22 protein-coding genes are annotated in these 23,465 nt (G+C 66.2%); 12 read left to right on the top strand and 10 right to left on the bottom strand.

Annotated elements, in window-relative coordinates; genetic code table 11:
* Positions 1-169 precede the first annotated feature (169 nt).
* From fabI to N8I74_RS17320, 6 genes are all read left to right on the top strand, one after another.
* On the top strand, positions 170-940 hold the full coding sequence (gene fabI / locus N8I74_RS17345; protein ID WP_263124427.1) for an enoyl-ACP reductase FabI: 771 nt from the start codon (positions 170-172) through the stop codon (positions 938-940).
* A gap of 171 nt (positions 941-1,111) precedes the next feature.
* A complete protein-coding gene (locus N8I74_RS17340; protein ID WP_263124426.1) occupies positions 1,112-2,092 on the top strand; it encodes a quinone oxidoreductase family protein in 981 nt (326 codons plus the stop codon).
* Positions 2,093-2,114: 22 nt separating this feature from the next.
* Entirely contained in the window at positions 2,115-2,687 is a 573-nt protein-coding gene (locus tag N8I74_RS17335) for a YqiA/YcfP family alpha/beta fold hydrolase (protein WP_263124425.1), read from the top strand.
* A gap of 2 nt (positions 2,688-2,689) precedes the next feature.
* On the top strand, positions 2,690-3,616 hold the full coding sequence (locus N8I74_RS17330) for a Dyp-type peroxidase (RefSeq protein ID WP_263124424.1): 927 nt from the start codon (positions 2,690-2,692) through the stop codon (positions 3,614-3,616).
* Between the two features lie 30 nt (positions 3,617-3,646).
* On the top strand, positions 3,647-3,994 hold the full coding sequence (locus N8I74_RS17325) for an HPF/RaiA family ribosome-associated protein (RefSeq protein ID WP_263124423.1): 348 nt from the start codon (positions 3,647-3,649) through the stop codon (positions 3,992-3,994).
* A gap of 188 nt (positions 3,995-4,182) precedes the next feature.
* Positions 4,183-4,665 (top strand): DUF421 domain-containing protein, encoded by a 483-nt coding sequence (locus N8I74_RS17320; protein WP_263124422.1) that lies wholly within the window; start codon positions 4,183-4,185, stop codon positions 4,663-4,665.
* 99 nt (positions 4,666-4,764) lie between these two features.
* Here the strand turns inward: N8I74_RS17320 and mpl are convergent, their stop codons facing one another.
* Entirely contained in the window at positions 4,765-6,144 is a 1,380-nt protein-coding gene (gene mpl / locus N8I74_RS17315; RefSeq protein ID WP_263124421.1) for a UDP-N-acetylmuramate:L-alanyl-gamma-D-glutamyl-meso-diaminopimelate ligase, read from the bottom strand.
* 127 nt (positions 6,145-6,271) lie between these two features.
* On the opposite strand from mpl, the gene N8I74_RS17310 reads away from it, so the two are divergent.
* Complete coding sequence (locus N8I74_RS17310; protein ID WP_263124419.1) at positions 6,272-7,246, top strand: GGDEF domain-containing protein; 975 nt, start codon at positions 6,272-6,274, stop codon at positions 7,244-7,246.
* Complete coding sequence (locus N8I74_RS17305) at positions 7,243-7,707, top strand: hypothetical protein (protein ID WP_263124418.1); 465 nt, start codon at positions 7,243-7,245, stop codon at positions 7,705-7,707. The genes N8I74_RS17310 and N8I74_RS17305 overlap by 4 nt, the downstream gene beginning before the upstream one ends.
* Before the next feature lie 52 nt (positions 7,708-7,759).
* Here N8I74_RS17305 and N8I74_RS17300 read toward each other — a convergent pair whose 3' ends face one another.
* From N8I74_RS17300 to def, 9 genes are read right to left on the bottom strand one after another with little or no spacing between them, the layout of a single operon-like run.
* A complete protein-coding gene (locus tag N8I74_RS17300) occupies positions 7,760-8,389 on the bottom strand; it encodes a LysE family translocator (protein ID WP_263124416.1) in 630 nt (209 codons plus the stop codon).
* Between the two features lie 21 nt (positions 8,390-8,410).
* Entirely contained in the window at positions 8,411-9,919 is a 1,509-nt protein-coding gene (locus N8I74_RS17295; RefSeq protein ID WP_263124415.1) for a TrkH family potassium uptake protein, read from the bottom strand.
* The gene (gene trkA, locus N8I74_RS17290) at positions 9,919-11,295 is read right to left on the bottom strand and encodes a Trk system potassium transporter TrkA (protein WP_263124414.1); all 1,377 of its coding nucleotides are present in this window, start codon (positions 11,293-11,295) and stop codon (positions 9,919-9,921) included. Before trkA ends, N8I74_RS17295 begins: the two co-directional genes overlap by 1 nt.
* Positions 11,296-11,310: 15 nt before the next feature.
* Entirely contained in the window at positions 11,311-12,618 is a 1,308-nt protein-coding gene (locus N8I74_RS17285; protein ID WP_263126767.1) for a sigma-54-dependent transcriptional regulator, read from the bottom strand.
* A gap of 2 nt (positions 12,619-12,620) precedes the next feature.
* Positions 12,621-14,747: a sensor histidine kinase gene (locus N8I74_RS17280; RefSeq protein ID WP_263124413.1), complete on the bottom strand. Its 2,127-nt coding sequence runs from the start codon at positions 14,745-14,747 to the stop codon at positions 12,621-12,623.
* On the bottom strand, positions 14,744-15,319 hold the full coding sequence (locus N8I74_RS17275) for a DUF4390 domain-containing protein (protein WP_263124412.1): 576 nt from the start codon (positions 15,317-15,319) through the stop codon (positions 14,744-14,746). The genes N8I74_RS17280 and N8I74_RS17275 overlap by 4 nt, the downstream gene beginning before the upstream one ends.
* Positions 15,320-15,326: 7 nt before the next feature.
* Complete coding sequence (rsmB, locus tag N8I74_RS17270) at positions 15,327-16,604, bottom strand: 16S rRNA (cytosine(967)-C(5))-methyltransferase RsmB (protein WP_263124411.1); 1,278 nt, start codon at positions 16,602-16,604, stop codon at positions 15,327-15,329.
* A 19-nt stretch (positions 16,605-16,623) separates the two neighbouring features.
* Positions 16,624-17,547 (bottom strand): methionyl-tRNA formyltransferase, encoded by a 924-nt coding sequence (gene fmt, locus N8I74_RS17265; protein WP_263124410.1) that lies wholly within the window; start codon positions 17,545-17,547, stop codon positions 16,624-16,626.
* 55 nt (positions 17,548-17,602) lie between these two features.
* Entirely contained in the window at positions 17,603-18,106 is a 504-nt protein-coding gene (gene def, locus N8I74_RS17260; RefSeq protein WP_263124409.1) for a peptide deformylase, read from the bottom strand.
* 164 nt (positions 18,107-18,270) lie between these two features.
* Here def and N8I74_RS17255 point away from each other — a divergent pair, with 164 nt between their 5' ends.
* The 4 genes from N8I74_RS17255 (at position 18,271) to topA (ending at position 23,361) form a co-directional block, all read left to right on the top strand.
* Positions 18,271-19,332 carry a LysM peptidoglycan-binding domain-containing protein gene (locus tag N8I74_RS17255; protein ID WP_263124407.1) on the top strand — a complete coding sequence of 354 codons (1,062 nt, stop codon included), beginning with the start codon at positions 18,271-18,273 and terminating at the stop codon, positions 19,330-19,332.
* Entirely contained in the window at positions 19,329-20,432 is a 1,104-nt protein-coding gene (gene dprA / locus N8I74_RS17250) for a DNA-processing protein DprA (RefSeq protein WP_263124406.1), read from the top strand. The genes N8I74_RS17255 and dprA overlap by 4 nt, the downstream gene beginning before the upstream one ends.
* 89 nt (positions 20,433-20,521) lie before the next feature.
* A complete protein-coding gene (locus tag N8I74_RS17245; protein WP_263124405.1) occupies positions 20,522-20,977 on the top strand; it encodes a DUF494 domain-containing protein in 456 nt (151 codons plus the stop codon).
* A gap of 95 nt (positions 20,978-21,072) precedes the next feature.
* Positions 21,073-23,361: a type I DNA topoisomerase gene (gene topA, locus N8I74_RS17240; protein WP_263124403.1), complete on the top strand. Its 2,289-nt coding sequence runs from the start codon at positions 21,073-21,075 to the stop codon at positions 23,359-23,361.
* Positions 23,362-23,465: the final 104 nt, after the last annotated feature.

The following is a 23,465-nucleotide window of genomic DNA, read 5'->3' as shown; positions in this document are numbered from 1 at the left end:
GCCTGCCGTGCCGCAGTGCCCGCTTTTGCGCTGAACGAAAACACCGGTCCTGGAGCGGGATCAAGCCTGCTGCAACTTTCCCTGGCGCGGCCAGGGCTCGCGTCTGATCATGTTGTGGTGCAACATCCGGTTGCGCCGCTTCCCTTTTCATCCGTGAACGAGGCTTTTTATGGCTACGACACCTCTTGCCGGCAAGGTGGCCCTTGTCATCGGCATCGCCAACGCACATTCCATCGCCTATGGCGTGGCCAGATCACTCAAGGCGCAGGGCGCCGAGCTGGCCCTCACCTATCTGAACGACCGTACCCGCGATTTCGTGGAGCCGCTGTTGTCCGAGCTGGCACCCGGCGTGTTCGTGCCCTGCAACGTGGAGGAGCCGGGCAGCCTGGAGGCCGCGTTCGAGGCGGTGCGGCAGCAATGGGGCAGGGTCGACATCGTGATCCATTCCATCGCATTCGCCACCAGGGAAGACCTGCACGGCCGCGTGGTCGACAGCTCGGCCACCGGCTTCGCGCGTGCGATGGACATCTCCTGCCACTCGTTCATCCGCACCGCCAAGCTTGCCGAGCCGTTGATGACCGAGGGCGGCACGCTGATCACGATGAGCTACTACGGTGCCGAGAAGGTCGTGCCCAACTACGGTGTGATGGGGCCGGTCAAGGCTGCGCTCGAGGCCACCACCCGCTACCTGGCCGCAGAGCTGGGGCCGCGCCGCATCCGCGTGCATGCGGTGTCGCCCGGGCCGGTACGTACCCGGGCCGCCTCCGGTATTCCCGAATTCGACCATCTGATCGAGGAGGCAAGCCGCCGGGCGCCGCTGCAGGCGTTGATCGACATCGACGATGTCGGCGAGGCCGTGGCCTTCCTGTGTGAGCCAGGCGCCAAGATGATCACCGGCAGCGTGTTCTATGTCGACGGCGGCATGCATATCCTGGCCTGACCCGGGCTGCTGCTGCCGGCGCGGGTGCATGCGCCGGCAGCAGCGCCCGACGGCACGGTCTATAGCTTAGGTAACAATCACCACTTAGCTTGTCGCAAGGCGGCGTATCGGAGGCTTTAATTTCCGGGAAAGGCCCCGATTTCCTTCCGACAAACCACCTTCCATTCATATATGTCCATTCTTGCACGCCAAATCCGTTTTGCCCGCTACGGCGATCCCGAAGTCCTTGCATTCGAACCGGTCGAGTTGCCGCTGCCGGCACCTGGCGAGGTTTTGCTGCGCCATACCGCCATTGGCGTGAATTTCATCGATACCTACCAGCGCAGCGGTTTGTATCCGGTCCCACTGCCGTCGGGACTGGGGCAGGAGGCCGCCGGCGTGGTCGAGGCAGTCGGTGACGGGGTGGTCGAATTCGCGCCCGGTGACCGGGTCGCCTACGCTGGCGGCACGCCCGGCAGCTATGCCACGCACCGGCTGTACCCCGCGGCACGGCTGGTGCCGGTGCCGGCCGAGATTCCGGACGACGTTGCCGCCGGCACGCTGCTGCGCGGCATGACCGCGCAATACCTGCTCAAGCAGACCTTCAAGGTGCAGCCCGGCATGACGGTGCTGATCCATGCCGCCGCTGGTGGCGTCGGCCAGATCGCCTGCCAGTGGGCGCGCTCGCTCGGTGCCACCGTGATCGGCACCGTGGGGTCGCCTGCCAAGGCCGCGCTGGTCAGACCCTGGTGCGATCATGTGATCGACTATCACAGCGAGGATTGGGTGGCACGGGTGCGCGAGCTGACGCAGGGCGCCGGGGTGCCCGTGGTGTACGACGGCGTCGGTGCTGCCACCTTCGAAGGCTCGCTTGACTGTCTGGCACCACGCGGCATGCTGGTGAGCTTCGGCAACGCCTCAGGTGCCGTGCCGCCGTTCTCACCCGGCATCCTGTCGCAAAAGGGCTCGCTTTACCTGACCCGGCCGACATTGGGCCACTATGTGGCCAGCCGTGAGGAACTGCTGGATACGGCAGCCGACTATTTCACGATGGTGACCCGCGGCGAGGTCGCAGCCAACATCGGCCAACGCTACCTGCTGGCGGACGTGGCGCAGGCGCATCGCGACCTGGCTGCCCGTGTCACCACCGGATCGACCCTGCTGCTGCCGTGAGCGGCACACCTGGAAACCGCTTATGACGCATCTGGTCTACCTGCACGGCTTTCTCTCCAGTCCCTTTTCCAGGAAGGCGCAGGCGACGGCGGTATGGATGGCCGAGCAGGGGTTGTCCGACTATTTCCACTGCCCGCAGATCGCGCTCGAACCCGAGGAGGCGGCCAACACGCTGCGGCAGCTGCTCGACAAGCTCAAGGGCGAGCGGCTGTGCTTCGTCGGCAGCTCGCTTGGTGGCTATCTGGCGACCTGGCTGGTCGAGGAGCATGGTGGTCGCGCTGTGCTGATCAATCCGGCGGTGCGCCCCTATGCATCGCTGCAGCACTATCTCGGACCCCAGCGCAACTACCATACCGGCGAGGTGTATCTGATCGACGAGTGCTACGCCGGAAAGCTGCGCGCCTTCGAGCGCACGCCAAGCGATCCGGCGCACTACTGGGTGCTCGTCGAGACCGGCGATGAAGTGCTCGACTACCGCGAGGCACTTGCCGCCTACCCGGGCAGCCGCCAGACCGTGATCGAAGGCGGCGACCATTCATTTCAGGACTACACCCGGTGGCTGCCCGCCATCTGGGATTTCGCACAGGAAACATGAGCATGCCCACTCCGCAAAGCGGCATCCTGCCGGCGGCGTCCGGCCACGCCTTGTTCGTCATGCTGCGGCGCCGGCTCGGCCGGCGGGCCGATGCGACGCTGCGTACCTTGCTGGCCGGCGTGCCGGCGCGCATCGATACCCTGGCCGGCGAGGCGACCGAGAGCCTGACGCTGGGCGCGCTCGGCATCGGTGCCGAAGCATGGCCGGATCTGTTCGGTCCGGACGCGCCCAAGGAGCTGCGGAGCTTTCCGCGCATTCCCGGCGCCATCCACCCGGCACCGGCCACCGATGCCGACCTGCTGCTGCACCTGCGCGGCGAACGCTGCGACCTGCTGTTCGAGCTGGGAGAGCGGCTGGTGGCCGAGCTTGGCGAATGGTACGACCCGGTCGAGACCTGCGCATGCTTCCGCTATCGCGACGGACGCGATCTGACGGGCTTTGCCGAGGGAACCGAGAACCCGGTCGGCCAGGCGCGTGCCGAGGCCGCGCTGGTGGGTGACGAGGACCCGGCCTGGGCCGGCGGCAGCTATGTGCATGTGCAGCGCTATGTGCACCGGATGAACGAATGGCAGAAGCTGCCGGTCAAGCAACAGGAGGCGGTGATCGGCCGCACCAAGGAGGCCGATCAGGCGCTGAACGATGAGGACAAACCACTGACCGCCCATGTGCGACGGGTCGAGATCGGGCAAGGCACACAGAAGCTGGCACTGCTGCGCCACTCCATGCCGTATGGCCTGCCGGGCGGCGAGAAGGGCCTCATGTTCGCCTCCTACTGCCGCACACCGCGCCATTTCGAAAAGATGCTGACACGCATGGTGGCGCCCACTGCCGATGGCCGGGTCGATCACATGCTGAACTACACCCGCGCGGTCAGTGGCGCCGCCTTCTTCGTGCCCAGCCGCGAAGTGCTGACAGCACTGGCGCGCTGAGCGTTTTCGTTCCGCTACCAGGAGCCAAGTATGCAGATTCAGGTCAGGACCGATCATCACATCAATGGCAACGAGCGGCTGGCTGCCGATGTGGAAAGCACATTGCGCGAGGCATTCGCGCGCTTTGACGGGCAATTGACCCGGATCGATGCGCACTTCAGCGACGACAACGGGGCCAAGGGTGGCGCGGACGATATCCGCTGCACGCTCGAAGCGCGGCTGGCCGGGCTGGCGCCGCAGGCTGCGGTGCACCAGGCCGGCGACCTCGGACTGGCGCTGGACGGCGCGATCGACAAGCTGCGGCGGCAGCTCGAAAGCGGCCTGGGCAAGCTCGAATCGCGCACCCGCCCGCCGCGTGGTGGCGATCTGCCCGAGTAGCGCGCACCGACGCCGCGTGGCGTCACCCGCCGCCTGCGGTCTTACCAACCATGACTGCACCGCACGGTTGCCCGGGTCGCCCTGGGGCGATGTCATGCAACATCGCCAGGCACCATGGCAGCATGGCGCCATGTGCTTCGGGTACGCAACTTGCTGCGCCAGCGGCATCACGTTGCGCGGAGAAGCGGATGTCGTGGGATCTGTTTTGGGAATTGAACCAGCCGCTCTGGGAGACGGTGCTGCGCGGCAGCTTCATCTTCTGGTTCCTGTTCCTGATCTTCAGGCTGATCCTCAGACGTGATACGGGTTCGGTCAGTATCTCGGATGTCCTGCTGGTGGTGATCATCTCCGAAGCGATCCAGCAGCCGATGGCGGGCGATGTCAAATCGCTGCTGGAAGGCTGTGTGCTGGTCAGCACGCTGGTGTTCTGGAACGTATTGCTCGACTGGCTGAGCTTCCGCTTTCCCCGCATGCAGCGCATCCTGCAACCGCCGCCGCTGCCATTGGTCCGCAACGGCCACATCCTGTACCGGGCACTGCGCCGCGAGTTCATCACCCGGGAGGAGCTGATGAGCAAGCTGCGCGAACAGGGGGTGGACGACGTGGCCCAGGTCAAGTCCGCCTTCATGGAGCCCAATGGCATGGTGACCGTGATCCGCAAGGAGGGCTGACGGCCCCGCGCGGCGCGCCATGTAATCTTTGCCACCGGCATGTAAAGGCGGCGCTGCTGTGCGCCGCCGTCCATGTGATGCCGGCTTCCGGCAGCGCTGCTATGCGCCCTCGTGTGCCAACTGCGTCAGCAGCATGCCGTGCACGCCGCCGAAGCCGCCGTTGCTCATCACCAGCACGTGATCGCCCGGGCGGGCGGCGGTGGTGACCGCGTGCACCAGCGCCTGCAGATCATCGAAGCTGCGGGCGCGCGCTCCCAGTGGCGCCAGCGCCTCGGCCGGCTGCCACCCCAAGTTGTTGCCGTAGCAGAACACCAGATCGGCCGCGGCCAGTGCGCCGGGCAACGCCTCCTTCATCGTGCCCAGCTTCATGGTATTGGAGCGCGGTTCGAGCACCGCAAGGATGCGCGCCTGCCCCACCTTGCGGCGCAGACCGGCCAGCGTGGTGGCGATCGCGGTGGGATGGTGGGCGAAATCGTCGTACACGGTCACCCCCGCCGCCACGCCCTTGACCTCCATCCGGCGCTTGACGTTGGCGAAGCGGGAGAGTGCCTCGATGGCCTGTACAGGCGCGACGCCGGCATGGCGTGCCGCGGCGATGGCGGCAAGCGCGTTGAGTGCGTTGTGCTCGCCCAGCAATGCCCAGCGCAGCCGGCCCTGCGGCTCGCCCCCGAACAGCACGTCGAAGCCGTCGTCGTGGCGCGTGCCGATCTGCCAGCCCTCGGCCACACCGAAGGATTCCACGTCGCTCCAGCAGCCGCGCGCCAGCACGCGTCCGAGGCTGGCCTCGCCGCCGTTGACGATCAGCCGGCCATTGCCCGGTACGGTGCGTACCAGATGATGGAACTGGGTCTCGATCGCCGTGAGGTCGGCGAAGATGTCGGCATGGTCGAATTCGAGGTTGTTGAGAATGGCGGTGCGCGGCCGGTAATGCACGAACTTGCTGCGCTTGTCGAAGAAGGCCGTGTCGTATTCGTCCGCTTCGATGACAAAGAACGGCGAGACGCTGTGTGGGTCCTGGGACGGCGGCCCCGGCAGGCGCGCGCTGACGCCGAAGTTCTCCGGAATGCCGCCGACCAGGAAGCCCGGTGCGAGGCCGGCATATTCAAGTATCCAGGCCAGCATCGAGGTCGTGGTCGTCTTGCCGTGCGTGCCGGCCACCGCGAGCACCCATTTGCCGTGCAGCACATGCTCGCCCAGCCATTGCGGCCCCGAGGTGTAGGGCAATCCGCGATCGAGGATCGCCTCCATCAGCGGATTGCCGCGCTTCATCACGTTGCCGACCACATAGAGGTCGGCGTCCAGCTTCAGCTGTTCCGGGTCCCAGCCCTCGATCAGCGTGATGCCCAGTGCCTGGAGCTGGTCGGACATCGGCGGGTAGACGTTGGCGTCACAGCCGGTGACGGTATGGCCGCTCGCGCGCGCCAGCGCAGCGATGCCGCCCATGAAGGTGCCGCAGATACCGAGGATATGGATATGCATAAAGACTGGTCTGTGGTTGCGGAGGGATAAGGGTGCGGGTCAATCAACGGCGTGGCGTGTGAAACGGGGTTTGCGTAGAATCAACGGGTTCAAGCCGCAGTTCAACATAACAACACAGATCTTGCCCATGACGTCTCCTACGCCGTCGGTCAATCCAGTAGAGATTGCGCGTATCGCGCTCAAGCGCCTGGCCGAACGTGGACTGCCGCCCACCCCGGAGAACTACGCGCAATTCTACAACGCGATCGTCACGGTCAAGTCGCCCGGTACCAAGACCAACGACGAACTCCAGCACGCCTGGCAGGTGCTGTGCAAGCTCGACGATGCCCTGGCCGAGGTGAATGACACCACGGTGCAGCTCCTGGAATCGCTGCACGAAAGCGGCGAGAACATGGCCGCGAGCCTGGGACAGCTGCAGCACGTGCGCCATGCGCGCCTGACGCGGCTCCTGAACGAAGAGGAAATGCACAAGGACGTGGAGGCGCTGCTTGAGGACATCATCAGCTCCACCCACAACCTGCATGCCTCGGTCTCGTCCTCGCACGAGGACATCAGCGCCATCCGCGAATCGGTCAAGCATATCGAGGAAGACCTCGCCTTCAACCGCAAGATGATGGAGCAGGACCCGCTCACCGGCACACTCAACCGCCAGGGGCTGGACCATCTGCTGTCGCGCGAGGTCAAGCGGGCGCATCGTTCGGACGGCAAGCTGTGCGCGGTGTTGTTCGACCTGGACGACTTCAAGCAGATCAACGATCGCTTCGGCCATCTGGTCGGCGATCAGGTGCTGGTGCACGTGGCCAACCTTGCCCGTGCCGTGCTGCGTGAAACGGACCTCTTGATCCGCTACGGCGGCGAGGAGTTCCTGGTGCTGCTGCCCGAGACCGATCTGCCGGGCGCGAGCTTCATGGTCGACCGGATGCGGCTGGTGGCGAGCAAGAGTGCCTTCATGCATCACAACCAGCGCGTGGAGATCAGCTTTTCCACCGGCATTGCCAAGCTCAATCCGGACGAGAACGGCCGTGCGCTGGTGCTGCGCGCCGACGAGGCGCTGTACCGTGCCAAGCACACCGGCCGCGGACGGGTCGAGATCGCCGAGTGAAGCGCGGCGACGCGCGCCGTGCCACTGTCGTGCTCGGCGTGCTGGCCGGCCTGCTCGCGTCGCCCGGCCTCGCCGCGGTGCCGGGTGCGGATACGCTGCAGCTGGATGCCACCGTCTATCTGAACCGGATGCCCACGGTGTCTGAGCCAGGCCAGAAGCGCCAGTGCCGTTCGCTGATCGTGGTCTTTTCGGTGCAGGCCCGCGGCGGCCGACTGCCGGCCCTGCTGGTCCCGCATACCGTCACCCTGCATCAACCCGGCCGCTCGCGGTGGCGGCAGCCGGTGTCGGCCGGGGAGACCCGTGTCGAAGCCGGCCCACCGCCGGTACTGCGTGGCGTGGCGCGTGGCTGCCCGGCACCGTATCTGTCGCCGGGCGATCGGCTGACACTGGAGGTGGCATTGACTGCAGGCCGGCAGCGTCTGCACCTGCGCCGCCCCGTCGTGCTGGGCACTGCCTACTGATCATGGCGCGCACGCCATTGCCGATCGGGCACGGCTGGCGCGGCGGCCCGCGTCACAACAGGTTGCGTGCGCCGTTGCTCAGCACCAGCGCAGCGAAATACAGGTACAGCAGCGCCGACAGGCCATGGCAACCCTGGATGAAGCGGGGGCCCAGCAGCTTGCCGCCACGGCTGGCACTGAGGGTGATGCAGACCGACCAGCCCAGCCCGCCGGCAAGGAAGCCGGCCAGCAGCCGCGCTGCCGAGGCGGCGCTGCCATCGGTGGCCCGCGCAATCAGGCTGCCGCCGACAGCGGCAAACCACAGGATGGCCGACGGCGAGGCCAGCGCCAGCGTGACGCCCCGCCGGAACAGATGGTGCGACGCCGGGAGCGGCGGGTGCCCAACCGGTGCGGCGCGTGCATCGCGCCATGCTTCGCGGGCCATCCGGAATGCCAGCCACAGCATGACCGTGCCGCCACCCAGCCAGGTGGCCCATTGCATCGCTTCGAACCGCAGCAGCGCGTGCATGCCGGCCAGTGACAGCACGGCGTAGACCAGGTCACCGAAGCAGGAGCCAAGGCCCAGCCACAATGCCGGACGCGCACCGTATTTCAGGCTGGCGTCGATCAGCGCCACGTTGACGATGCCCAGGTCCAGGCAGAGCGACAGCGAAAGCAGCAGGCCGGTGAAGAAGACTTCCATGGCGCGCGAGGGGGCCTGGCGTCAGCTGCGCCAGAATGCCGGCGTGAACAGCACCAGCACCGAGACGATCTCCAGCCGGCCCAGCAGCATGGCGAAGGTGCAGATCCAGATCTGCGTTTCGCTGAGCACGCCGTAGTTGGCGGCCGGGCCGACCACGCCCAGCCCGGGGCCGGCGTTGTTCAGGCAGGCGATCACGGCGGTCAGGCTGGACAGCAGATCAAGGCCGGTCAACAGCATGGCAAAGGTCAGGCAGGCCGCGCTCATGAAGTACAGGAAGATAAAGCCCAGCACCGCGAACAGCACCTGGCCGGGCAGGGCGTTGCCGTTCACCCGCAGCGGACGCACCGCGTTGGGATGCAGCAGCGTGACGAACTGGCGACCCGCTTCGCGTACCAGCACGATGGTGCGCAACATCTTGATGCCGCCGCCGGTGGAGCCGGCGCAGGCGGTGAAGCAGGACAGGAACAGCATCGCCAGGGGCACCACCAGCGGCCATTGGCCGTAGTCGGTGCTGGCAAAGCCGCTGGTGGTGGCAAGCGAGACCAGGTTGAATGCTACGTGCCGCAGCGCGGTGTCATAGCCGGCGTAGGTGCCGCGCCACACCAGCACGCCGGCCAGCAGCAGCGTGCCTGCAAGGATCAGGCACAACATCGCTTTGCATTCCGAATCGCGCCAGTAGGCCGGCAGGCGCCGGCTGCTCAGCGCCAGGTAATGGGTGGCGAAATTGATCGCCGCCAGCAGCATGAACACGATCAGGATGATTTCGATCACCGGCGAGTCATAATGGCCGATGCCGGCATCGCGGGTGGAGAAACCGCCAAGGCTCAGGGTGGCGAAGGCGTGGCACACCGCGTCGAACCAGTCCATGCCGCCCAGGTACTTGAGCAGCAGCGCACATGCGACGGTCAGCCCGGCGTAGATCAGCCACAGATTGCGCGCGGTCTCGCGGATGCGCGGTGTGAGTTTGGCGTCCTTGATCGGGCCGGGCGTCTCGGCCTTGTAGAGCTGCATGCCCCCCACGCCCAGCATCGGCAGGATCGCCACCGCCAGCACCAGGATGCCCATTCCGCCCTGCCAATTGAGCAGGTGCCGCCACAGGTTGATCGACGGCGGCAGCTGATCGAGCCCGGCCATGGCGGTGGCGCCATTGGTGGTCAACGCCGAGCTGGCTTCGAAGTAGGCGTAGGCGATGCCCATCGCCGGGTCGTGCAGCAGCAGGGGCAGCGCGGCGGCGGCAGGCAGCACGGTCCACAGGCCCACCACCAGCACGAAGCCGTCGCGCAGATTGAGTTCACGCTGGTAGTCCCGCGTCAGCACGATCAGCCCGAGGCTGGCCGGCAGCAGCAGTCCCAGCGCCTCCAGGAACGGGTGCAGCCCGGCGTCGTCGCCCCACCAGGCTATGGCGATGGGCAGCAACAGGGTCAGCGAGAAGATCACCGCCACCCGTGCCAGCACGTTCAGCGCCGGCAGCACCCGTTGCGGCACCGAGCGCACCAGCTCGCCCGCCTCGCCGAAGTACGCGCGCGCCATCAGAAGAAGCCCAGCTTCACTGCGAACAGCTGCTCCACTTCGCGGATGCGGCGTTTGTTGTCGCAGAACACGATCACCCGGTCTTCCGATTCGATCGGGGTCTCGCCATGCAGGATGATGACTTCGCCATCGCGCACCGCCGCGGCGAAATAGACGCCGTCGGGCAGGTGCAATTCGTCGATGCGCCGCCCGACCACGCGCGAGGTGGCGCGGCTGCCGTGGGCCACGATCTCCATTGCTTCGGCGGTGCCGCGGCGCAGGCTGTGCACCGCCACGATGTCGCCCTGGCGCACGAATGCCAGCAGCGAGCCGATGGTGGCCTGCGCCGGCGAGATCGCCACGTCGATGCGGCTGCCTTGCAGCAGCCCGACATAGCGGGAGCGGTTGATCAGCGCGATCACCTTGCGCGTGCCCATCTGCTTGGCCAGCAGGCCGGACATGATGTTGTCCTCGTCGTCGCTGGTCAGCGCGAGGAACAGGTCGGTACGTTCGATCTGCTCGGTGTCGAGCAGGGTCTCGTCGGTGGCATCGCCGGCCAGCACCAGTACCTCGGGCAACTGTTCGGCAAGCCAGTTGGCGCGCTCCCGGTTGTTCTCGATCACCTTGACCTGGTAGTCGTCCTTGAGCGCGCGCGCCAGCCGCAGCCCGACGTTGCCGCCACCGGCGATGACGATGCGCCGGGCGCGCCGCTCCTCGCCGTGCAGCACGCGGATCACGGCGCGCATATGCTTGGTCGCCGCCAGGACGAACACCTCGTCGCCCACTTCGATCCGGGTGGCACCGTCGGGCCGCACGTGCCGGTTGCGACGATAGATGCCGACCACGCGCCGGTCGATGCCGGGCAGCAGGTCGTCGAGCGCCGCGACCGGCTGGCCGGCCATCCTGGCATTGGCCTCCACCCGCACCACCACCATCTGCGCCAGTCCGTCGGCGAACTCCAGCACCTGCAGCGCCTCGGGCGTATCGACCAGCCGGCGCAGATAGTCGGTGACGATCTGCGCCGGGGTGATCACGTGGTCGACGGCGAACCCGTCCTCGCTGAACAGGCTCTGGTAGGCGAGCAGTTCCTGGTTGCGGATACGTGCGATCCGGGTCGGTACATTGAACAGCTGCTGGGCGATCTTGCAGGCCACCAGGTTGAGCTCGTCGCCGGGCGTCACCGCAAGCAGCAGGTCGGCATCGCGGGCGCCAGCCTCGGCCAGCACCTGCGGATTGGCGGCGTTGCCTGCCACCGCACGCAGGTCCAGCCTGTCCTGCAGCGGCTTGAGCAGCGCCGGGTTTTCATCGACCAGGGTCACGCTGTAGCGCTCGTGCACCAGCTGCTCGGCGACCGAGCTGCCCACCCGGCCGGCGCCCAGGATCAGGATGTTGGCCACGGTGTCGCCCCGTCCTCAGTGTTCTTCCGGCGGCCGCTGCTTCTTGGGCATCGAGATGCCCAGCTGTTTGAGCTTGCGGTACAGGTGGGTGCGCTCCAGCCCGATCCGCTCGGCCACCCGGCTCATATTGCCGCCGGACAGTTCGATCTGCCGCTCCAGGTAATACTTTTCGAACTGGTCGCGTGCTTCGCGCAGCGGCAGGTCCATGTCCACGGCACCCGGCGGGGCGTTCTCGGTGGCGACCGGGGCGGGTGGCACGCTGCCGGCGGGCGAGAACTGCGACAGGATGCGTGATACCGGGCCCAGGTCGATCTCGCCTTCGCGGCAGGTCAGCGCGAGGCTCTTGACCACATTGGCCAGCTCGTCCAGGTTGCCCGGCCAATCCTGCCGGGCCAGGAGCTGCAGCGCCGCGGCGCTGAAGCGGCGTGGCGTCAGCTTGTTCTGCGAGACCGCCTCGGCCAGCAGCGCCTCGGCGATGCGTGGAATGTCCTCCCGGTGCTCACTCAGTGCCGGTATCGGTACGATCAGCTGCGAGAGCGCCTTCAGCAACTCCGGATCGACGCTGGCGCTGAGGGCATCCAGCGGCCGGCTCGACGCCGATACCAGCCGTACCTTGTGCTTCTCCAGCCTGGGCAGCACGCTCTTGAGCCCGGCCTGGGCGCGTCGGTCCAGGTACGCAAGGTCGCGCAGGAACAGCGTGCCGCCGGCCGCCTTGGCCGCCAGTTCCTGCGGCGCAAGGGCGAAATCCTCGTTGGACAGCGGCGCGACGAAGGCGCGGCCGGGCGGGGTGAGATAGCGTGCGCACAACTCGAATCCGACCCCGGGCGGGCCGACCAGCAGGATGGGCGCACCTTGCGCCGCGCCGGCGGCATCCAGCGCCACTGCCAGTTCCTTGATCGCATCGGCCTCGCCCAGCCGCGTGAGCGAGGCCACATTAGGGCGCGGCTCTTGCGCCGGCTGTGCCAGCGCCCGTTTCACCGCGGCCAGCAGCTTCTGCAGGCCGATCGGCTTTTCAAGGAAGTCGAGTGCGCCGATGCGCGTGGCTTCGACCGCGGTATCGATCGTCGCGTGACCCGACATCATCACCACGGGCATGGTGAGCTGGCCATTGCGTGCCCATTCCTTGAGCAGCGTCACCCCATCGGTATCGGGCATCCAGATGTCCAGCAACACCAGCCGTGGCTGCGCCTGGTTGCGCAGCGTGCGCGCCTTCTCGGCGTTCTCGGCCAACGCCACGCTGTAACCCTCGTCCTGAAGGATCTCGGACAACAGCTCGCGGATGCCGATTTCATCGTCGACGACCAGAATATCCTGACTATGCAACTTCATTCCTCCATGAGCGGCAGCTCAATTCTCACGTAAGCACCGCCTTCTTCGCGGTTGCCGGCCACAATCCGGCCCCGGTGCTCTTCGATGATCTTTCTGACAATGGCCAATCCCAGTCCGGTGCCCTTCTGCTTGGTCGTCACATAGGGTTCGAAAACCCGCGCCAGGATCTCGGCCTGGAACCCGCAACCATTGTCTTCCACCGTAAGCCGGGCCAATTTATCGGCTTTTTCGGTCCGTACGCAAATTTGCAGAGGTTGCGCTCGCGGCGGGCCGTCGTGAAGTGCGTCCTGAGCGTTCTGCAACAGGTTATGGATGACCTGTCGCAGATGGGTGGCATCACCCTCGACGATCAGCGGTGCGTGCACGGTATCGATGCGCGAGACCGGCGCGGCTTCGTACAGCACCAGCACGTCGGCCAGCAGCTGCTGCAGGTCGAGCGGCTTCTTCTTGCCGGTCGGTTTGCGCGCGTAGTCGCGGAACGCGTCGACCATCTGCTTGAGCGCCTGTACCTGCTTGACGATGTTCTCGGTGTTGCGGCCGAGCAGCTCGGCGCCGGGGCCGTCCAGCTTGTCGGCCAGTTTGTGCTGCAGCCGTTCGGCCGCGAGCTGGATTGGGGTGAGCGGGTTCTTGATCTCGTGTGCCAGGCGGCGCGCCACCTCGCCCCAGGCCGCGTCGCGCTGCGCCGAGATCAGCGCGGTGATGTCGTCGAACACCACCAGGAAGCCGCGGTGCTCTTCGACGTCGTTGACCCAGAGCCGGGTGCCGCGCACGTTGAGCACGCGGGTGTTCTCGGCCACTTCGACCTGGTACTGCCAATGCTCATCCTCGCACAGGAAGCCTTGTGCCACCCGCTCGCAGAATCCGCCCAGCGCCGGATAGCGCTCGTGCCAGCGCGCCAGCGGCAGCGTCTGCAGCGCGTCCGGATCGATGCCCAGGATGCGCAGCGCGCTCTGGTTGGCCGACGCCAGCTGCCAGCCCTCGTCGAACGACAGCACCCCCGCCGACAGCGAACCCAGGATGGCCTGCAGGTAGGCATTGGCCGCAGCCTGCTCGTTCTGGTGCTGTTCCAACGAGGCACGCGCCTCGGCCAGCTGACGCGTCATCCGGTTGAACGAATGGGTGAGGATGCCGAGCTCGTCGCGACTGATCACCGGCTGCTGATGCGAAAAATCCCCCGAGGCGACGGCGCGGGTGGCACGCGCCAGCACCGACAGTGGCGCCGCCAGCCGGTCCGACAGGTAGATGGCGAGCGCCAACGCGCCCAGCAGCGCCATCAGCAGCGCCAGCGTCAACGTCAGGCTGTAGACCAGCTTCAGCCCGCTGCGCGCCTCGGAAAGCTGCTTGTACTCGCTGCGCACCTGCTCGACCAGTTCGGCGTCGGCGGCCAGTTGCTCGGGCACCGGCTGCAGCAGCTGCAGCAGCCGGGTGCGGGTGCCGAAGCGGGGCCCCTGCATCGGCACGATGGCGCGCATCAGCAGTCCGGTGTCGGCGCGTGCCTCCAGTTTCTTTACCGGCTCGCTCACCGCACGGCGCAGCAGTGTGCGCTCGGGCAGGTCCGGGAACAGGCCCGCATTCTCGTTGCCGATGTGCGCGATGGTGTTGCCCGATTCGTCGAACACCGAGATTTCCTGCACGCCCAGCTGCTCGCGCAGTCGCGTCAGCCGGTTCAGCAGCGGCGCACCGCTGTCGTCGTGGACGTCCAGCGCCACGAGGTGGGCCTTGCGCGACAGATCCCCGAGCTGATAATCGATCGCGTTGTGGCCCAGGTTGAGCCCGCGGTCGAGTGCGTTGTCCACCCGCACGTCGAACCAGTTTTCGATCGAGCGATTCAGAAACTGCACCGACAGCGTGTAGACCAGCGTGCCCGGCAGCACCGCCACCAGGGCGAACATCAAGACCATGCGCAGGGTCAGCCGTGAGCCGAACACCTTGGCGCGCACCTTGCGCAACAGACGCCACAGCCGGGTGCCCACCAGGATCAGCAATCCGGTGAGCAGCAGGATGTTGAGGACCAGCAGCTCGTCGTAGTACTCGGCGAATGCCGAGGTCTTGCCCGCCGCGGTGGCGAGCAGGAACAGCAGGATGGTGCCGATCGAGCCGAGGATCAGCAGGGCCAGCCTCATGGTGCGGTCTCCACGGCGTCGGGCGGCGGTTCGCGCCGGACGTCCACCCAGGGCGAGGCGAGCTCCCATTCATCCTTGCCCAGTGCGGAGAGCTGCAAAGGCTTGGGCAGCTGTGACACATCCAGCAGCAGCCGCACACGGCCCGAGAATGTCTCCTTGTTGCGGGCGATCGAGGAATCGCGCAGCACTTCCCAGCCGCGCACCACCCCGAGCGCGGTCAGCGCTTCGGGCAGTGAGGCGAAGCTGCGGTAGAAATTGCCCAGATGCAGCCGGTACTGGCGCGACAGGCTGTGGTAGGAGAGCCGGTATTCCAGCCGGGCGGTGGGTTCGAACCAGCTCGACAGGCTGTTCCACCACGCATACACCCGGGGCCGGGTGAGCTGGAATTCATAGCTGAACGGCAGCGTGAAGCCGTTGGCGAGCGCTTCCTCAAGACCGGGTTTGAGGGTCACGTCAAAGCGCGCGGAAAGCTCGACATGGTCGGCAGCGTAGTCGTAGCCCGCCTCGCGCGCGCGGATGCCCGGTTCCTGCGCCATGGCCAGCAGGCAAAACAGCCAACCCGTCAGCAGCAAGGCGAATCTAGGCAGCGGTTTTCTGGAAGAGGGCGTAGAAAAAACCATCGTGCTCGGGCGTGGGCAATAGCTGTCCGTCTTCCGGCAAGGCGGGCCCGAGGGGCAGAGGGCTCGCATCGGCGTGCCGTGCAGCGAACGCCGCGGCCTGCTCTGCGTTTTCCGCCGGAAAGATCGAGCACGTAGCATAGAGGAGTTTGCCGCCCGGCGCCACGAGCCCCCAGAGCGCGTCCAGCAGCGCCGCCTGCTGCGCGGCGAAGCTGCCGATATCCTCGGCACGCCGCAGCCACTTGATGTCCGGGTGGCGGCGTGCCACCCCGCTGGCCGAGCAGGGCACGTCGGCCAATACCCGATCAAAGGGCTGCCCGTCCCACCAGACGGCGGGCGTTGCGGCATCGCCGGCCACCAGTCGCGCCGACCGCTGCAGGCGCTGCAGATTGTCCGCCACCCGCGCCAGCCGGTCCGGATCGGCATCGAGCGCGGTCAGTGCGACATCGGCAAGCTCCAAGAGATGCCCGGTCTTGCCGCCGGGCGCGGCGCAGGCGTCGAGCACGCGCATGCCATCATGCGCATCCAGCAGCCGCGCCGCGTGCTGGGCGCCCCAGTCCTGCACCGATGCATCGCCGTCGAAGAAGCCTGGCAGCCGTTCGACCGCGACCGGCTGGGACAGCTGCAATGCCGTGTCATCGAGCGCGCGTGCGCCGATGCCGGCCTGCGCCAGCCGCTCAAGATAGGCGGCGGTGTCGCCGCGCCGTCGATTGACGCGCAGCGTCATCGGCGGATGCTGATTGCCTGCTTCGAGCAGCGCCTGCCAGCGCCGCGGATGGGCGTCGCGCACCAGACCGATCCACCAGTCGGGATGCGACCAGCGCCCGCGTGCCTCGGCCTGCGCGATATCAAGCAACGCCTCGCGCCCGCGCAGGAAGTTGCGCAGCACCGCGTTCACCAGGCCCTTGCCCGGGCCACGGCTCACATGGGCGCAGACCTTGACCGCATGATCGACCACGCTATAGGGCGCGGCGCGGGTGAACTGCAGTTGATAGAGCGCCACCAGCAGCAGCGCGCGCAGCGCCGGCTCGTGCAGCGGCTTGTGCAGCAACTGGCCGAGTACCGCTTCGAGCAACCCCAAGTGGCGCAGCGTGCCATAGCACAGATCCTGGATGGCGCCGCGCTGCTGCGGCGTGAGGTCGCGTTGGCTACGCCATACCTGGCCCAACGCCTGGGTCAGGTTCTGGCCGGACAGCACCGCGACGATGGTCTGGGCAGCGATTTTCTGGGTTATGAACATATTCGGGGGCGGAAAGGGCTCAGCCCAGCCGTTGGCCTGGACGCAATGCGCTGCCGGCGAGAAAGGCGGCCGCATCGATGCGCCGGCCACCCGCGCGCTGCAGCTCGGTGATGCAGAGCGCGCCATCGCCGCAGGCGACGACAATGCCGGCACGATCGGCCGCAAGGATCTGCCCGGGCATGCCTGCGCCTGCCGTGGGTCGGGCCTGCCAGAGCTTGAGCGGCGCTTCGTCCAACTGGGTCTGCGCCGACGGGAACGGATTGAACGCACGGATCATCCGATCCAGCTCGGCTGCGGGGCGGGTCCAGTCGACCCAGGCTTCGTCCTTCCTGAGCTTGTCGGCGTAGGTCACGCCTTGCTGCGGCTGGGGCACCCGTGCCGCCTGGCGTTCGCCCAACTGCGCGAGGGTGTCGACGATGGCCTGTGCGCCCAGCTGCGCGAGTTTGTCGTGCAGGGTCTGCGCAGTATCGGTGGCGGTGATCGCGATCGGGTGGATCGACAGCATGTCACCGGTGTCGAGCCCGGCATCCATCTGCATGATCGTGATGCCGGTCTGGTCATCACCGGCAAGCAGTGCGCGCTGGATGGGCGCGGCACCGCGCCAGCGTGGCAGCAACGAGGCGTGGATGTTCAGGCAGCCATGGCGCGGCAGGTCGAGCACCGCCTGCGGCAGCAGGAGGCCGTAGGCGGCCACGACCATCGCGTCGGCACCCACCGCGGCAAGCGGCGCCTGCTGTTCGGCACTTCGGAGCTTCTCGGGCTGGTGGAGCGGCAGACCGTGCTGCAACGCAAGGGTCTTGACCGGCGAAGGCACCAGCTTCATGCCGCGGCCTGCCGGCCTGTCGGGCTGGGTCAGCACCAGCGCGATCTCGTGGCCCGCCTGCTGCAGCGCAGCGAGCGCGGCGGCCGCAAAGTCAGGCGTGCCGGCAAAGATAAGCTTCATGGCAAGGTCCGCGGGAATGGATGGGGGAGGGCGACGCCGGCGCTGCGGCAACCGGTCACATGGTCTTGCGCTGGTTCTTCTTCAGCTTTTGCACGATGCGGTTGAGCTTCAGACGCGACAGCTTCTCGACGAAGACCTTGCCGTCCAGATGATCGATCTCATGCTGGATGCAGATCGCCAGCAGACCATCCGCCTGCAGTTCGAACGGCTCGCCGTGCTGGTCGAACGCACGCACCGTCACCGCTTGCGCGCGTTCCACCTCCTCGTAGATGCCGGGTACCGACAGGCAGCCTTCCTCGTAGGTGGTATGTCCCTGCAGCGCGCTCAGTTCCGGATTGACAAGCACCAGCAACTGGTCGCGGGTTTCCGAAATATCGATCACGATCACGCGCTGGTGCACATTGACCTGCGTGGCGGCCAGACCGATCCCGGGGGCCTCGTACATGGTCTCGGCCATGTCGTCGACCAGCTTTTGCAACACCTCGTCGAACTGCGTGACCGGCTTGGCGACGATATGCAGGCGTTCGTCGGGATATTGAAGGATATTCAGAAGGGCCATGTTAGCTTGCGGCGGAAAAAGAATGTATGCAGAATCAGTAAGCGGTATGCAGGGATACCGCATCGGCTCGCAGCGGATCGCGGACATGGCTTTCAGGGTCGTCGTCCGTACCTGCGAAGCCAGCCCACCGGCCGTGCCGGCAACAAAAATCATTGAGCGTCGCCATGCGAAAAAAGATTATATCCCTTCTTTTGTTGGTCAGCGGCAGCATCAGCTCGGTCTATGCCGACACTCTGGCGTTGCGGGAGAATGCGCCGGACCGCTATGTGGTGGTGAAGGGGGACACGCTGTGGGACATCTCCGGCAAATTCCTGCAGAAACCCTGGCGCTGGCCGGAGATCTGGGCGTTGAACAAGCAGGAGATCAAGGATCCGCACTGGATCTATCCAGGCGACGTGATCCTGCTGGACCGCTCGGGGGCCGAGCCGCGGTTGCGGCTGCTGCGCGATGCCAACAATACCGGCCGCACGAACGGCGTCGTCAAGCTGAGCCCGCGCATCCGCTCCGAGCAACTGGTCGGTGATGCAGCACCCAGCATCCCGTTCAATGCGATCAAGCCTTTCCTCAACCGCCCATTGGTGATCGACAACGACGGGCTCGCAAACGCGCCGCGCATCGCCGCCGGCCCGGACAACCGGGTGTATTTCACCGCGGGTGACCGGGTCTACGCCGTGGACCTGCAAGGCGAGGCCGGCAGCACCTGGCACGCGTTCCGTCCTGGACGGCCGCTGATCGACCCGGACGATCCCGAGAAGAAGCGCGTGATCGGCACCGAGGTGGACTACCTGGGCGACGCGGTGGTCGATGTGCCGGGTGAGGTGGCCACGCTGCGTATCGTCGCCAACCGCGAAGAAGTGGCGATCGGCAGCCGCCTGATCGAGGCGGAGGAAATGCCGTTCATGAACTACGCGCCGCATGCGCCCGAGCAGGAGGTCAAGGCCAAGGTGGTCGCGGCCTACGGCGGTGTGGCCGAGGCAGGGCCCTACACCACCATCGTGCTCAATCGCGGCAGCGACGATGGCCTCGATATCGGCAGCGTGCTCGAAGCCTTCAAGGCGCCGCGGCTGATCAAGAAGGAAAACAAGGAAGAACCGGACCGCTTCACGCCTCCGGAAAAGAGCGGCAATGTCTTCATCTACCGCGTGTTCCCGCGCGTTTCGTACGGCCTGGTGTTGAACAGCACCCTGCCCGTCAACGTGGGTGACGAGGTGAATTCGCCTCGATGACCGGCGCCGATGCCCGCACTTGGCTGCGCTTTGCGCTGGTGCCGGGTGTCGGGCCCCGGCGGCAACTGGCGCTGCTGCGCAGCTTCGGGAACCCCGAGGCTGCGCTTGGCGCCGCCCGCACCGCACTCGCGCCGCTGTTGCCGGGCGAGCTGATCGAGCCCTGGTTTGCCGCGCGCGACGGGGCCTGCGACGCAGCGGTGGACGCGCACCTCGCCTGGCTGTCCGAGCCGGGCAACCATCTCCTGACCCTGGCCGACGACGAATATCCCCGCGTCTGGCTCGATCTGCCCGACGCGCCTGCCGTGCTGTTCCTCAAGGGAAACAAGGGTCTGCTTGCCCTGGATGCATTGGCGGTGGTCGGCAGCCGCAACGCCACGCCGCAGGGGCTCGACAATGCCTATGCCTTTGCCGGGGCCTTGAGTCAGGCGGGCTATCCGGTGGTCAGCGGTTTGGCGGCCGGCATCGATGCCGCAGCGCATCGCGGCGGCCTTTCCGGGCCGGGCTCGACCGTTGCCGTGGTCGGCACGGGGCTTGATCGCGTCTACCCGGCGGCCAATCGCACTTTGGCCCATCAGATCGTGCAGCAAGGGCTGATCGTGTCGGAGTTTGCGCTGGGCGCGATGCCGCGTGCCGAGCATTTCCCGCGGCGCAACCGGCTGATCGCCGCCCTGGCGCGCGGCACGCTGGTGATCGAGGCGGCGCTGGGCAGTGGCTCGCTGATCACGGCCAGGCAGGCGGCCGAACTGGGGCGCGAGGTATTCGCGATTCCCGGCTCGATCCACTCGCCGGTGGCCCGTGGCTGTCATCGTCTGATCAAGGACGGCGCCAAGCTGGTCGAATCGGCCGAGGACGTGTTGGGCGAGTTGGGCTGGGGCGGCAGCCGATCGGCACCACCGCGTGCAGCCGATGTCGCGGCTGTGGCGACGCCTGACGGCGACGAAGGGAAGGTATTGCAGGCGGCTGGCTATGATCCGGTCGATTTCGATACGCTGCTTGCAAGATGCAACTTGACTGCGGACCGGCTCTGCGCAATTCTGCTGGGTTTGGAAATGAACGGGGCCATTGCCGCCCTGCCTGGAGGCCGCTACCAGCGGCGATAGGGCACCGAGTGACTGTACCTCGGGTGGCCGCTCGGGCCATCCTGCGGGATGGTTTTTGTTTTGGCAGGGAAAGGGCCGAAAGAATACGTATGCTGGATGTGCTGGCCTATCTGTTTCAGGTGTTCCACCACGCCGAGGAGACACCCGATCTGCCGCGGCTGACCCATGAGCTGGCCGAGGCCGGTTTCGAGGACGACGAGATCGGCGAAGCGCTTGCCTGGCTTGACGAGGTCGACCAGGTCGATTTTGCCGCGTACGCCCCGCTGGCGGGCCGGCATATGGCACGACAGCTGCATCCGCAGGAACTCGCCTTGCTGTCGGCCGAGGCGATAGGTTACTGGTTCAGCCTGGAACGCTCGGGGGCGCTCGATGCCGCCGAACGGGAGCTGGTGCTGGACCGCGTGCACGGCCATGCGCCCCTGCATACCGGGCTGGAGCGGCTGCAGCGCCTGGTGCTGCTGGCGGTCTGGCCGCAGCGGCATGCGCGGGCCGGATTCCTGATCGAGGACATCCTGTTCGGCCGCAGCGACGCCGTCCTGCATTGATTGCCTCCGCCGTCGCAGTGAACCGGGCCCGCGCTTGCCTTGTCCATGTTCCGCCACTAATTAAATAAAGCGCCAACTTCTCCGAATCCGATCCCATGCCTGCCAACCTGCTGATCGTTGAATCGCCATCCAAGGCCAAAACGCTACAAAAGTATCTTGGCAAGGACTTCCAGATCCTTGCGTCCTACGGACACGTGCGCGGTCTGGTGCGTAAGGATGGTTCGGTCGACACCGATAATCAGTTCAAGATGAAGTACCAGGTGATCGACAAGAACAAGAAGCACGTCGATGCCATCTGTGATGCAGTGAAGCAGGCCGACCATGTCTACCTTGCCTCCGATCCGGACCGCGAGGGTGAGGCGATCTCCTGGCACATCCTGGAGATCCTCAAGGGCAAGAAGCTGCTCACACCGGAGAAGACCTTCAAGCGCGTGGTGTTCCACGAGATCACCGAATCAGCGGTGAAGCAGGCGGTGGCCAATCCGCGTGACATCGACAGCAATCTGGTCAATGCACAGCAGGCGCGCAGCGCGCTGGACTACCTGGTGGGCTTCAACCTGTCGCCGTTGCTGTGGCGCAAGGTGCGCTCCGGCCTGTCGGCCGGCCGGGTGCAGAGCCCGGCGCTGCGGCTGATCTGCGAGCGCGAGGCCGAGATCCGGGTGTTCCAGAGCCAGGAGTACTGGACCATCCATCTGGACAGCCACAAGGGCCGGCAGAAGTTCGGCGCCAAGCTGTTCGAGTGGCAAGGCAAGAAGCTCGAACAGTTCGACATTCCCACCGAGGCCGCGCAGGCCGACATCGTCAAGGGCCTGGCCGGCCATGACGCGCGCGTCACCAAGGTCGAGAAAAAGAAGAAGTCGCGTAGCCCGGCAGCGCCGTTCACCACGTCCACATTGCAGCAGGAGGGTGTGCGCAAGCTTGGCATGACCACCGACCGCGTGATGCGCACGGCGCAACAGCTGTACGAAGGCATCAACGTCGGCGGCGAGACGGTCGGCTTGATCACCTATATGCGTACCGACGCAGTCGCGCTGTCCAACGAGGCGCTCGCCGACATCCGCGACTATATCGGCAGCCACTTCGACAAGGACTACCTGCCAAATGCGCCGGTGGTCTACAAGAACAAGTCGAAGAACGCGCAGGAGGCGCACGAGGCGGTGCGCCCCACCGCCATTGGCCGTACCCCCGAATCGATCAAGGCCTATCTGAGCCCTGACCAGTTCAAGCTGTACCAGATGATCTGGAAGCGCACACTGGCGTGCCAGATGGCGCCGGCCAAGTTCGACACCGTCAGCGTCGACATCACCGTCGGCGAGGGCGTGTTCCGTGCCAGTGGCCAGACGCTGGTGTTCCCCGGCTTCATCGCGGTCTATCAGGAAGACGCGGACGATGTCGAACCGGACGACGAGGACGAAGCCCGCCTGCCGGCGCTGGAGGAGGGCGAGGCGCTGCCGGTCGACAAGCTGTTCGGCGAGCAGCACTACACCCAGCCGCCGCCACGCTATTCCGAAGCCAGCCTGGTGAAGGCGCTGGAGGAATTCGGCATCGGCCGGCCGTCCACCTACGCTTCCATCATCAAGACGCTGAAGGATCGCGAATACGTCGATCTGGACAAGAAGCGCTTCATTCCCACCGATACCGGCGAGGTGGTCAACAAGTTCCTCACCGAGCACTTCACGCAGTACGTCGACTACGACTTCACCGCCAAGATGGAAGATCGGCTCGACGAGATCTCCAACGGCTCACGCGAGTGGGTGCCGGTGCTCGACGAGTTCTGGAAACGTTTCCACGACACGGTGGTGGAGAAGCAGGGGCTGTCGCGCAAGGAAGTGACGCAGGAAGAGCTCGATGAGGATTGCCCCAAGTGCGGCAACAAGCTCGCCATCCGCCTTGGCAAGCGCGGCCGCTTCATCGGCTGTACCACCTATCCGGAATGCGATTACACGCGCAACCTGAACGAGGATGCCGCCACCGCCCCGGTCGAACCCGAAGTGGTCGAGGGGCGCAGCTGCCCCGAATGCGGCTCGGTGCTGCACATCAAGCAGGGGCGCTACGGCAAGTTCATCGGCTGCTCGGCCTATCCGAAGTGCAAGCATATCGAGCCGCTGGAGCCGCCCAAGGATACCGGCGTCGAATGCCCGCAATGCCAGAAGGGCACGCTCAAGGAAAAGAAGAGCCGCTACGGCAAGCTGTTCTACTCGTGCAGCACCTATCCCAAATGCAACTACGCCACCTGGGACCCGCCGCTCGCCGAGGCGTGCCCGAAGTGCCAATGGCCGGTGCTGACCATCAAGACCACCAAGCGCCGCGGCGTGGAAAAGAAGTGCCCACAGAAGGAATGTGGCTGGTCCGAGGTGATCGAACCGCCGGCGCCCAAGGCGTAGCCTCGGGAAGCCGGTGCTCCGCCCTGCCGCCGTGTCGGCTGCTTTGTCAGTCCAGGGTTGACCAGGCGCGGCGACCCCCGCAAACTTACAGGCCCTCGCCAGCC

Origin of the sequence: Chitiniphilus purpureus, from assembly GCF_025642115.1 — a bacterium.
Lineage (GTDB): Bacteria > Pseudomonadota > Gammaproteobacteria > Burkholderiales > Chitinibacteraceae > Chitiniphilus > Chitiniphilus purpureus.
Note: the sequence above shows the minus strand (reverse complement) of the source record. Positions and strands in the feature narration are given on the sequence as shown.